This is a genomic window from Pseudomonas sp. B20 (assembly GCF_020515755.1).
GTDB classification, from domain to species: domain Bacteria; phylum Pseudomonadota; class Gammaproteobacteria; order Pseudomonadales; family Pseudomonadaceae; genus Aquipseudomonas; species Aquipseudomonas syringae.
This window is the reverse complement of record NZ_JAHPJG010000024.1, coordinates 14,965-27,523: the sequence shown is the minus strand read 5'-3', so window position 1 is coordinate 27,523 and position 12,559 is coordinate 14,965. Positions and strand designations below refer to the sequence as shown.

At 58.8% G+C, this 12,559-nt stretch carries 7 protein-coding genes and 1 pseudogene; all 8 read right to left on the bottom strand.

The window, feature by feature from the left end:
• Positions 1–63: 63 nt before the first annotated feature.
• The gene (locus LIX91_RS21460; protein ID WP_226489102.1) at positions 64–681 is read right to left on the bottom strand and encodes a hypothetical protein; all 618 of its coding nucleotides are present in this window, start codon (positions 679–681) and stop codon (positions 64–66) included.
• A gap of 243 nt (positions 682–924) precedes the next feature.
• A pseudogene (locus tag LIX91_RS21455) lies at positions 925–1,071 on the bottom strand (IS256 family transposase); the annotation flags it as partial.
• A 94-nt stretch (positions 1,072–1,165) separates the two neighbouring features.
• Positions 1,166–1,624 (bottom strand): hypothetical protein, encoded by a 459-nt coding sequence (locus LIX91_RS21450; RefSeq protein ID WP_226489101.1) that lies wholly within the window; start codon positions 1,622–1,624, stop codon positions 1,166–1,168.
• Complete coding sequence (locus LIX91_RS21445) at positions 1,625–5,827, bottom strand: RHS repeat-associated core domain-containing protein (RefSeq protein ID WP_226489100.1); 4,203 nt, start codon at positions 5,825–5,827, stop codon at positions 1,625–1,627.
• Between the two features lie 112 nt (positions 5,828–5,939).
• On the bottom strand, positions 5,940–6,527 hold the full coding sequence (locus LIX91_RS21440) for a hypothetical protein (protein WP_226489099.1): 588 nt from the start codon (positions 6,525–6,527) through the stop codon (positions 5,940–5,942).
• Positions 6,528–6,817: 290 nt separating this feature from the next.
• Positions 6,818–9,970, bottom strand: coding sequence for a CusA/CzcA family heavy metal efflux RND transporter (locus tag LIX91_RS21435; protein ID WP_226489098.1), 3,153 nt, complete (start codon positions 9,968–9,970; stop codon positions 6,818–6,820).
• A gap of 24 nt (positions 9,971–9,994) precedes the next feature.
• A complete protein-coding gene (locus tag LIX91_RS21430) occupies positions 9,995–11,248 on the bottom strand; it encodes an efflux RND transporter periplasmic adaptor subunit (RefSeq protein ID WP_103696692.1) in 1,254 nt (417 codons plus the stop codon).
• Positions 11,249–11,315: 67 nt separating this feature from the next.
• Positions 11,316–12,542: a TolC family protein gene (locus LIX91_RS21425; protein ID WP_003413430.1), complete on the bottom strand. Its 1,227-nt coding sequence runs from the start codon at positions 12,540–12,542 to the stop codon at positions 11,316–11,318.
• Positions 12,543–12,559 lie beyond the last annotated feature (17 nt).

Sequence of the window (12,559 nt, the reverse complement as noted above, 5' to 3'; positions counted from 1 at the left end):
AATGAAAATGTTCGGCTGACGCATTTCGGCACGCATGGAATCATTGACATGTGACGGATCGGCTCATGAGAGGCAGGCGTCTAAAAGTTTAAGGTCAAAAATCTTGTTTTTGATGATGTGCTTATTAGATTTTATTTTTTCAAGCATGTCGTTTTTTACAATCAACGGATTGCAGCTTACGGCACAATTAATAAATGCGGCAGGGTATGAGTAGTCTCTTGGCGAGTAGGTGACGTCATCAATAGTTCGTTCGCTAGGCAGTATGCAACCGACGACCAAAGGGATATAATACTCTTCAAATGCACGCCGAATATGCTTGCAAACTTCACTTGCATGATCAGGGCTAGGCACCACTATAGTGCCGTAAATGCTGGGGCTGAACTTCTTGTCTTGTCGGCCGTCAGTTATAAATGAAAAGCATGAATTGCTGCCTAGATTGCTTTTATAAGGCATGTCCATTTTAGACATACAATTAAAAATTGGCCCGCCAAAAACCCGTCCACTTAGCATGAATTCGTGCGATTTAACCAGATGTTGGAAGTTGAGCGTGGAGACTATTTCTTTATCTATACGAAACCTTAAGCATCTTTTGACGGCCGTGACGGCAAGCTCCTCGCATTTTATAGTTTTAAGCTCTTTTTGTAATTCGCTCTCAAAATAGATAAGGTCTTCTTTTTTCATAAAACACCGATATTTTAGTATGTGGAAAGTTGCATCGTGTATAGTTCCTTTCCCTCCCAGTATTTGTCCCGGTTCACCTTTGGTATCAACCCGAAAGGTACCTGTAGTTCCTTTGAACGGCGTAATAGTTCCTCCGCCTAGATGCTGTGTTTTGATACACGCCAGTAGCTTTTTGGTTTTTTTTCAGGCCGCCCGAGCGGTGTTTGACCTCAAAAACGTGGTAATTACCATTTACGTCCTGAGCAGGCCTCGCTCGATCAAAGCCTTCTTGAACGCCGCAGAGGCTTCCTCAATGGCTTCAGCAGTCATCGGACCGCCGCCGAATTGATCAAGCAGCTCCGTTAGGATTTTCGGTAGATCGCGTAACGCAGGTTTCTTTTTGGTTGGCATACATGTACCTCTTACTCATGTTATGCCCGAACACAAAATTTCTGACACCCTCGGCCTCGAGCTTTAGTGTCAGATAAGTTGAAAGTTCTAAAAATTACCAGGCTTCATGAGTCTCGGCTCTATAATTATTTTCAATACGCTCAACAAGCAATGGTGCACTAATAATGCCTCTTGTAGAATATTTCAGTTCCTCTGAGCTAATCTCTCTTGCCAATCGAACTGCTTCGCCTCCATTCCACAGCCAAATAGAGCCTCCTTCTCCGCCGTTCCTGGAGCGAAATGTAGGAAATTCTTGTAAGTTTTCAGAGATCGGGAGATTTCCTACTACAGATAGTAGGCCTTGGTTTACCGCACTTTGAACAACAAAAAATGCAGAAAACTGTGGCTCTTTCTCAAGCATCTTCGAGAAATCTTTTGGCTGTTCCTTGTGAAATCCAGGGAAAACGCGAATTAAAAACCCGAACTCCGGATGTTTGTGAGTAACCTGCGCATATGCGACACCTTGCGATGTTAATACTTGCAAAATGTCGCCCAGCTTTACTTTCTTAGCCATTTAAAATCCTTCATATCCAGCTTTCTTCAATAGATCGGCGCCGCGTATCAAACCCTTTTCATACTTGGTCGGGTTTTTGATAGACGATATAGAGTTTATTTTATTGATTAATGTTCCTCCATCTTTGCCAAGTCCATGAAAATTAATCAGAGTTTGTTCAACTGCTCGAGCATCAGCACGTGAAAGGTTCTGCAACCCCTCTATCCTATCAATTGTAATACCTTTTTCTCTCAGATGAGCTCGACCACGGTTAACAATGTTATCGGTTATTCCAACGTAGCGAGTCACACCGTTAACGGTACAGTTATAAACACAGGTCTTTCCTCCTATAGAGGCAACATCACCTGCGCTGCTAGCACCACCCGAAGAGCTCTTACACAGACCCCAAGGATCAACCCACCCATTAGGATTCGGCGCATATTGATACAGGTTATCCCCACCACTCAACCCAATCGGATCCTGCGTGATAAACCGTCCAATCCCCGGATCGTAATACCGAAACGTGTTGTAGTGAAGCCCCGTCTCGACATCGAAATACTGACCCTGAAACCTCAGGTTCTGCTCGACCTCGTTCACCACCAGCTTCTCAATCGCCCCCCACGGCCGATATTTGGCTTGCCAGACGATCTGCCCCTCGGCGTCGGTCATCTCCAGCGGCGTACCGATCTGGTCGGTGTGGAAGTAGTAGACCTTGTTCTCTGCCTCGCCCTCGTTCTCATCAACACGGGCCAGCGGCGCATAACTGCCGGGCTCGTACAGATACAAGCTGCTTTGTTCCGGGCTTTCTTCACGCAGCAAGCGAAGGCCTTGCCAGAGAAATAGTCGATGGCCGGTCCGCCCCTTGATCTCCCACTGTTTGCCAACACGCCTACCCAGGCTGTCGTACTGGTAGCTGCTGGTGCTTTCCACCTGACTGTTGGCCATGGTCTCGGTTTTGACCAGGCGGTTTTCGCTGTCGTAGGTGAAGGTCTGCCAGCGGACGATGCCGACGATTTTCTCGACCAGGTTGCCCCACGCGTCGTACTTGTATTCGTGGTTGCTCCACTTTTTGAGACGGTTGTCTTTGACGCGGTCGAAGCGGCCTGTGTTGAAGTTCAGGCGGTTGCCGGCAGCGTCGTAGCGGAACTCTTCGCCGTCGAAGCGTTTTTCGGGGTTGTGTTCGAGCAGGCGGCCGTTGGCTTCGTATTCGTAGGTGACTTCGCCACGCAGTTTGTCGAGGGTGCGGCTCAGTTCGCCGGCCGGGTCGTATTCGTAGCGGCGGTGGAGCGGGTTGTAGGCGTGCTCGACGTAGCGTTCTGGCTTTATAAGCGGGTTCTGGATCTGCGAGAGTTTTTCCGCGGGCAGGGTGGTTGCGTACTGCCAGGTCTTGCGCCCAAGAGCGTCATAGCCGAAGCAACTGGTGAGTTTGCCCTGCGTGCGATAGATCTCGCGGTGCAGGTCGTCGCGCTCCATGTCGCTGATCAGTTGGCCATCGAGGTTCAGTTGATGCAGGTGACCGCTGCCGTAGTACAGGTGATTCAGGTGCTGGCCGGTGGGAAGGGTCAGTGTGGTCAGGTTGCTGAGTGGATCGTAGTCGTAGGCCAGCGTGCCCTGAGGCGACGATTCCTGCGTCAGGCGGCCCAGAATGTCGTAGGCGAATTCCAGTTTTTCAGCCGTGACACCGAGTTTTCTGCCGCCGTCAGTGGGCGTGCGCTGAATGGACAGCAGGCGATCGCTGTCGTCGTAGGTGAAATCCTGACGAGCGTCGTCGTTGAGTCTGGCCAGCAAGCGGCCAATCGGGTCGCGCTCGAAATGCGTGCTGCGCTGTGGTCGCTCACCTTTCTCGCTGTAGCCGATTTCCTCGACCTGAGTCAGATGTCCGCCGAGGTTGTAGCTGAAACGGCGGGTCAGTTGGTCGATGCGCTTTTCTTCGATCAGCCGGTCGGAGTCGTCGTAGGCGAAGGTGTAGGTGGCGTCGTTTTCATTAGTCAGCGCGTCAAGGCGCAGGGCTTTGTCGTACTGGAAGCCCACGATCAAACCCTTGGGGTCCTGGCGTCTGATCGGCAGGCCACGGGCGTTGCGTGCCAGATGGGTGGTCTGGTCTTTGCCGTTGGTGTGCGTCAGCACCTGGCCGTGGGCGTTGTAGGTGAAGCTCTCGCGGGTGCCGTCCGGATGGTTGATGCTCAGCACTTCGCCGCCGGGTTTGCGTTCCAGTGTGGTGGTGTTGTTCAGGGCATCAGTGACGGCGACCAGTTGATCGCGCTCGTCGTAACGGTACCAGGTGCTCTTGCCCGAGCAGTCCTGGAAGCGCTCGACCTGCGCCAGGTTGTTCCACCACAGGTATTTGGATTTATAGGTCGCATCGATGATGGTGTGCGGCAGGCCATCTTCGCTGTTGAGGTATTCGGTCTTTTGACCCAGCGCATCGATCTCGGCAACCAGATTGCCTTTCGAATCGTAGCGGGCCTTCCAGATGCTGCCGTCGGGGTAGGTGATCTGTTTGACCAGTGTGGTCTTGTAGTGATGCTGATAGCGCGTGGTTCGGCCCAGCGGGTCGGTTTCTGCGGTCAGGCGTGACAGATCGTCGTACTCGAAGCCCAGCTGATTGCCGTCAGGCAGCGTCAGGCCGGTGATATTGCCGGTGTTGTCCAGCGCGATACGGTACTGCTCACCGCCGAAATCAGTGCTGGCGATGACGCGACGGTCCTTGTTGTAGGTCACCTCGGCACGACGCCCCAACACATCGGTTACGCGCGTCTGGCGCGCCTCGAAATCATAATCGAAATGAAAGTGCTCGCCGTCGCTGGTCCAGTGCTCGACCACGCGCGGCTTGCCGTCGAGAACCTCCCAACGGTATTCGCAACTGAGCCCCAGCGCATTGGCGTGGCGGGTCATCAGGCCATCGGTGTAGCTGAAGTTGCGCACCGAGTCGCCATTGCGGTTGTACACACTGTTCAACTGGCCATTGTTGTCGTAGCCATAGCGCACCAGCGTCTCGACGGCCTGGTCGCCGACGATCCGCTTGACGGTGCTCAGACGGTTGGTCACCTCGTCGTAGTGCAGGTGCACGCGATGCCCGCCGGTGGAGCAAATGTCGGTCAGAACGCCGTCTTCGCTGCGTACAAAATGCAGAAAATGACCGAGGGCGTTTTCGACGCGTTGCAGGGGAACAGGCTGGTTGTCGTCGGGCACTTCACCGAAGTAGTAAAAGACGTTATCCAGTGTTTGCAGCAGGTAATGACCACCCTCGGTACGCACCAGGTACAGCTGTTCCTGTGCGTTGTAGATGCGCTGGTTGTAGTCCAGTGTCACGAATGGCACGCTGCGGCCCTGATTGTCGCTGAGGTACAGAAAGCTGCCCTTGCGCCGCAGGCTTTGCTCCCAGGGCAACACCCAGCCTTTGCCCAGCGCGCTGTCGACATCAAGGTCGCTGGCGTAGAAGCGTGTCCACTCGATCGGCATCAGGCCGGGCAGGCTGAAATCGGACTCGTCGATCAGCAGTTTGCGTCCGGTGGTGGTGTCGACCGGGTTGCCGTGCAGGCCGCCCAGCACTTTTTCGGCCACGGGGGCGACGCCGAAGCGAAAAATGGCGTCCCCGAGAAAGACACCGCCCATGAACTGCAGCGCGCAAGGGCCTGCCGCTTTCAGACCGGCCTGCATGCCCAGTTTGGCAATGCTGAGCACGGCCTTGGCGCCGCCGGCCACGACCAACAGAATGTCCACGGTGTAGCGGGCCATCGCTGAGACTTCGTCGTCCACCGGCAGGTAGCGTTGGGTACCGCCGCCGATGAAGACGTTGGGCGAGCCGGTGCCGATCTTCGCGCCGCAGGTCAGCTTGTCGCCCTTGCGCGCAGCGGGCTGGCCGTTGATGAAGACGTTGCTGGAGCCTTCGGCCACCTTGACGATCGGCGAGTGCTTGTCACACACGGCGGTGCTTTCGATGGCAAAGGCAGCAGGACGGCCATTGATGAACACGTTGGGCGAGGCAGATTCGATCTGCCCCGCGGGAGAGCTAAAGGCGCTGCCGATACTCTCCCCGATACTGGCGATAGCATTACCGGCCAGGCCGACTGCCATGGCCAGTAAAAAACCGCCGAACCCGCACGTGGCGACGGTGAGCGAGACATACGCCACTGCCGCGATGCCCACAATCGCTCCGAGCACAAAGCCCGCCATTGCCCCGGTGTGTTCGATATCATCCAGTAACCGCGCTGCCTCGAACATCGCCGTTACTCCTGCGGGCTGCGAGTAGTGGAGGTGCGATCACCTGGCGTGACGCTGATGTTCTGCAACGAATAGTCCATTAAAGCGTGTCCTGTCAGCGATGAAATAGAGTTCAGGGGGCGGTCAGGCCTTCAAGCATGCTGTCGAAATCCAGCAACCAGGTTTTCAGCGCGGGCTTTTCGGAGTCAATCACGCAGCCCACGCTCAGCCATTGGCGTTCGTTTTGATCGGCACACGGCACGATGGCACCGATAAGGCGTCCATGCCGTTCTTCGAGGCCTGCACGAAAATGAAAGTCCAGTGCCAGCGCTGCATTACCCGCTAACAGCGTTTCATAGTGGCGAATGATCTGGACTTCGCCATGCAGTGGCTGCAGCGCCTTGACGGCTTCGGCGAATGCTTCGGCAAGCGTGGCCTCTTCAGGTACATCACGACGCTGTATGGAGACGACGACAGGCTCTCCACCCACTTGAACGGTGGCTTCAATCGCGTTGCACTGGAAACCTTCCGGAAAGCAGAAGTGGAACCCGCCGAAATTGAAACTGCAGGGCGCGTTGAGCAACGGCTTTGGAACAGGAATGAGCGCTTCGACACGTTCAAGTGCCTGCTGCGCGGCAGCACGTTCGGCTGCCTCACGCGCCAAGGCTTCGTCAGCCAGTCGGCGCTCGGAGATGCGGTCGTAAATACTGGTGCGCGTCATCTGGCCGGAACCTTGTTCGTCAACATCTACATGTCCTTATGCACGGCGGCCCCAATGACTGCCATTTGCAAGTTGACGATAAGCACTTGCGCGGGTGGTTTGTATGCCCTGCGGTTACCTGCTTGCCTGGAAATGTCTGAAAACACCGTGGGAAGAAGGCTACGGACACAGTCTACTGTCGAAGGCTGAATCGTTTGACCTTTTCTCAAATGAAAGTTCAGTGCGGGCAGGGCAAAGCTCCAGAAGGCTCTTTACCGAGCGTTCTGGAGCTTGAACGGTTGCTTTGAAGCCTATTTCAACGCCTCAACCGCCTCCTCATCCTCCCGCCGATGCGCCCACTGATACAACGCTGGCAACACCAGCAACGTCAGCGCTGTCGACGACAGAATCCCGCCGATCACCACCGTCGCCAGCGGTCGCTGCACTTCCGCGCCAGTCCCGGTGGCGAGGGCCATGGGGATGAAGCCCAGGGAGGCGACCAGCGCGGTCATCAGCACCGGGCGCAGGCGGGTGAGGGCGCCTTCGTTGATGGCGTTGTGCAGCGAGTGGCCTTGTTCGCGCAGGCTGCGGATGAAGGCGATCATCACCAGGCCGTTCAGCACCGCCACACCCGACAGGGCGATGAAGCCCACGCCTGCGGAGATCGACAGCGGAATGTCGCGCAGCCACAGGGCCATGACGCCGCCGGTCAGGGCGAACGGGATGCCGGTGAAGACCAGCAGGCCGTCCTTGAGGTTGTTGAACATCATGAACAGCAGCGCCAGTACCAGCAGCAGCGCCACCGGCACAACGATCTGCAGACGTTTGGCGGCCGATTGCAATTGTTCGAATTGCCCGCCCCAACTGGTCCAGTAGCCGGCCGGGATCTGCACGCCGTTGTCGATGGTGGTGCCCGCTTCTTCGACAAACGAGCCGAGATCCCGACCGCGCACGTTGGCGCTGACGATGACCACACGTTTGCCGTTCTCGCGGCTGATCTGGTTCGGCCCGAGTACCAGGTCGAGGCTGGCGACCTGGGACAGCGAGATAAAGCTGATCTGCTGATTGCCAGCGCTTGCAGGCACCGGAATGAGCAGGCTGGAGAGCCCGTCCACGTCGGTTCGCAGTTGCTCGGAGAGGCGCACCACCATGTCGAAGCGGCGGTCGCCCTCATACAGCGTGCCCGCCTGACGACCGCCCAGCGCAATGGCGATGGCGTCCTGCACGTCGGCCACGTTGAGGCCGTAACGCGCGGCCTTGTCGCGGTCGATGTTGATGGTCAGCACCGGCAGCCCGGTGGTCTGCTCGACTTTGACCTCCGAAGCACCCGGCACTTTTTGCAGGGTGGCGGCGATTTTTGCGGCGGTCTGGTTCAGCACGTTCATGTCGTCGCCGAAGACCTTTACCGCGACATCGCTGCGCACGCCGGAAACCAGTTCGTTGAAGCGCAACTGGATCGGCTGGGACAGTTCGTAATTGCTGCCCGGCACACTGGCGGCGGCCTTTTGCAGGTCGGCGATCAGCGTTTCACGGGACTTGTCCGGGTCAGGCCATTCGCTTTGCGGTTTGAGCATCACGTAGCTGTCGGAGATGTTGGGCGGCATCGGGTCGGCGGCGATCTCGGCGGTGCCGGTGCGGGCGAACACGCGCTGCACTTCCGGGACCTTGTCGATGATGGCTTTTTCCAGACGCTGCTGCATGTCCACCGACTGGGTCAGGCTGGTGCCCGGCACCCGCAGCGCCTGCAGGGCGAAGTCGCCTTCGCTCAGGCTGGGGATGAACTCGCTGCCCATGCGGCTGGCGGTGAACCCCGACAGCACGATCAGCACCAAGGCCATGCCGAACGCTATCGAGCGATGCCCCAGTACCCAGCTCAGGATCGGCGCGTAGCGCTGGCGGGCGGTGCGCATCACAAAGCCTTCTTCTTCCTTGACCTTGCCGGTCACGAACATGGCGATGGCGGCAGGCACGAAGGTCACCGAAAGAATCATGGCGCCGAGCAGGGCGATGACCACGGTGAAGGCCATCGGGTGGAACATTTTGCCTTCCACACCGGTGAGGGCGAAGATCGGCAGGTACACGACCATGATGATCAGCTGACCGAAAATCAGCGGCCGACGGGCTTCTCTGGCGGCGGCGAAGACCTCATGGAAACGCTCGCTGCGGGTCAGCATGCGGCCGTGCTTTTGCTGGGCATGCGCCAGCCTGCGAATGGCGTTTTCGACGATCACCACCGCGCCATCGACAATGATGCCGAAGTCCAGCGCGCCCAGGCTCATAAGGTTGGCGCTGACCTTGTTGGTGAACATGCCGGTGAAGGTGAACAGCATGGCCAGCGGAATCACCATGGCGGTGATCAGCGCAGCACGGATGTTGCCGAGGAACAGAAACAGAATCACGATGACCAGAATCGCGCCTTCGATCAGGTTCTTCTTGACCGTCGCGATGGCTTTTTCCACTAGTGTGGTGCGGTCATAAACCGTTACAGCTTCCACACCCTGCGGCAATGTTCGGTTGATCTCGGCGAGTTTGGCGGCCACCGCCTGCGAGACGGTCCGGCTGTTTTCACCGATCAGCATGAACACCGTGCCGAGCACCACTTCACGGCCATTTTCGGTGGCTGCGCCGGAGCGCATTTCCTTGCCGATGCCGACCTCGGCCACGCTGCTGATTCTGATCGGCGTGCCCTGCACATTGGCGATGACAATGTTGGCGATGTCGTCCACGGTGCCCAGCTGACCCGGTGCGCGAATCAGTAACTGCTCGCCGCCGCGTTCTATATAGCCTGCGCCGACGTTGGCGTTGTTGCGCTCCAGCGCTGCCACCAGATCGTTGAGCGTCAGCTTGTAGGCGGCCAGTTTTTTCGGATCAGGCGCAATCTGGTACTGCCTGGCGAAACCGCCGATGGTGTTGATCTCGGCCACGCCCGGCACGTTGCGCAGTTGCGGCTTGATGATCCAGTCCTGAATTACCCGCAGGTCGGTCGGCGTGTACGGCGTGCCGTCTTCTTTCAGCGCGCCCTCGCGTGCCTCGACTGTCCACAGGAATATCTCGCCGAGACCGGTGGAGATCGGCCCCATCACCGCATCGACGCCTTCCGGCAGCTGGTCCTTGGCGATCTGCAGGCGCTCGTTTACCAGTTGGCGGGCGAAGAACAGGTCGGTGCCGTCCTCGAAAATCACCGTGACCTGCGACAGGCCCGAGCGCGACAGCGAGCGCGTCTGCTGCAAACCGGGCAGCCCCGCCATGTTGGTCTCGATGGCGAAGGTGATGCGCTGCTCGGTTTCCAGCGGCGAGAAGCCGGGTGCGGACGTGTTGATCTGCACCTGTACGTTGGTGATGTCGGGGACCGCATCGATGGGCAGTTTCTGGTAACTGGCGATGCCCAGCCCAGCCATGAGCAGCACAGCAAGCATCACGACGATGCGCTGTTCAATCGCGAATTGAATCAACCGTTCAAACATGTGGGTGTACTCGTGGGACGCAGATCAATGGGCGTGCTCGGCGGAGCCTTTGCCCAGCTCCGACTTGAGGATGAAACTGCCGGCGGTGGCCACTTGTGCGCCGGCCGCCAGGCCCTTGACGATTTCCACGTAGCCACCATCGCGGCGGCCAAGTGTCACCGGCGTCAGTTGAAACCCTTCATCGTTGCGCACGAAGACCGAGGGCTTGTCCTCGACCGACTGGATCGCCGATTCGGGAAGACTGACCGCCACACTGGACTGCTCGGCGGCGACTTCCACCGAAACGAACAGGCCGGGACGCCATGCGCCCTGCGGGTTGGCCAGCGTCACGCGCACGGCCGCAGCGCGGGTCTGCTCGCCCAGCAGGCTGCCGACGTAGCCGACCCGTCCTTCGACCCGGGCATTCAGGTCGGGCGCACTGACGATGACCGGACGACCGACCACCACCTTGTCCAGATCCCTGGGCGCCACGCCGAAGGTGGCCCAGACACGCGACAGGTCGGAAAGGGTGAAGGCGTTGCTCGCCTCGCTGACCATCTCGCCGATGCCCAGGTGCTTTTCCACGACCACGGCGTCAAACGGTGCGATCAGCTCGTAGCGGCTTCCCGCTGAAGGGTGGGTGCTGGCACCGATGGCGCTGATCTTCTGCCGTGCATTGGCGAGGTTGATGTCGGCCTCCTGGAAGTCCTGACGCGCCTGCAAGTAATCCTGCTCGGCCGAGATTTTGTCTTCCCAGAGTTTCTTTTCGCGTTGCAAGGTCAGACGCGCCAGTTCCTGACGTCGTTGTGCAGCGTTCAATTCGCTGCGTTGATCGGAAATCTGCTGGCTGGCAATCACCGCCAGCACCTGGCCCTTTTTCACCGATTGACCCAGATCGACCTTCACGGCTTCGACCACGCCGCTGACCCGAGGTACGACATGCGCAGTGCGGTCTTCATCGAAGCGGATTTCACCGGGGAAGGTCACGGTCGTGCTCATCTGCCGGGGTTCTGCGCTGGCCAGCTCGATGCCTGCCGCCTTGATCTGCTCGGCAGTCAGCTCGATGTGTCCTTCTTCCTCTTCGTGAGAAGCTTCCGAGGCTGCGGCGTCCGGTTTTTTCGCCTCGTCGGCGTGGCTTGGCTCTTCAGCATGGCCCTGCCCGGATTCATGCGCGTGCTCATCGGCTGACGGTTCTGGTCCGGCTGCGAACGGCAGCCTCTGCGGGTTCAGGGTCAGACTGCCCAGACCAATGATGACCACCACCGCCAGCGCGATGGCAATGCTTCGTTTGTTGTTCATGAAGGCTCCCGGCGATCAGGTGCGTGCAGCACTTTTGGATACGCTCGATACAGGCGGAAAAGGAAAGTCAGGGGGTGAGGCTGAAGCGGTTGAGGTCACCGTGGATTCGCTCGATGGCGACTCTGGCCTCGGTGGCGGTGGCCAGCGATTCGAGGTACTGGCTGCGCGCCGAAATCAGCGTCCGTTGCGCGTCCAGCACTTCTAGAAAACCGAACTTGCCCATCTCGAAACCGCGCGTCGCCGTGTCGACGGCACGTTGCGCGGCGGGCAGGATCACGCGGTCGAAGGACTCGACTTCCTGCGCGGCGGTGTTCCATTGATCGAGGGCGGACTGCGTCTGGGTGCGCAGCTTCAGTTCCACGGCGTTGCGCAGGTCACGCGACTGGTCGGCACGGCGTGATGCCGCAAGCACGTTGCCTTGGTTTCGATCGAACAGCGGCAGTGGCATCGACAGGCCCACGACGTTGACCCGCTCGCGCTCTTCACGGCTGTACTGGCTGCCGACGCTGACAGTCAGGTCCGGGATGCGCTTGGCGCGCTCCGACCCCAGCGCGGCTTCGCGCTGCTCGATCTGGGTCTGGGCCAGGCGCAGCTCGGCGGACTGATTGAGGGCGGTCAGTAGCTTTGCGCCCGGTGGCAGCTTGCCCGGCGACAGGTCGTTGTAGTCCAGACGTTCGAAAGAGGCGACCGGCGAACCGGTGGTGCGCGCCAGCTCGCGGTTGCTGTTGATTTTCAGGGTCTCGGCGCGGCGGACCAGCAGGTCGGTTTCGGCCAACTGCACCTGGGCGCGTGTGGCTTCCACCGGCGATACCTTGCCCGCCCGGACTCGCCCTTCGGCAACCTCAAGGCCGCGCTCGGCCAGTGTCCTGGATTGACGGGCCAGCTCCAGACCTGCCTGTGCCCGCGCCGCTGCGTAGAACGCCTGAACCACCTCGGCACGCAGCTCGTTGCCGCGACGCTCCAGCTCCAGACGCGCAGCGTCCTGACCCTTGCTGGCGGCCTCGATCCGCGCCCCGCGTTTGCCGCCCAGTTCCAGGGCCTGGCTGAGCATCACGGTGGTGGTGCTGGTCTCGCGGCGGGTGTCTTCCACTTCCCATGACACCGTCGGGTTGGGGATCAGTCCGGCCTGCTGTCGATCGCCTTCGGCGACGCCGATCTCCCACTGGGCTGCGGCCAGTTCCGGGTTACGGGCGAAGGCTGCCTCCAGGGCCTGAGCCAGGCTGATGCCTTGAGCTGCGGCAATGCCAGGGGCAACAAGCGGTAACAACACCAGGCAAAGTGCGGCGACTCTCATAGCGCACTCCCTGCCAA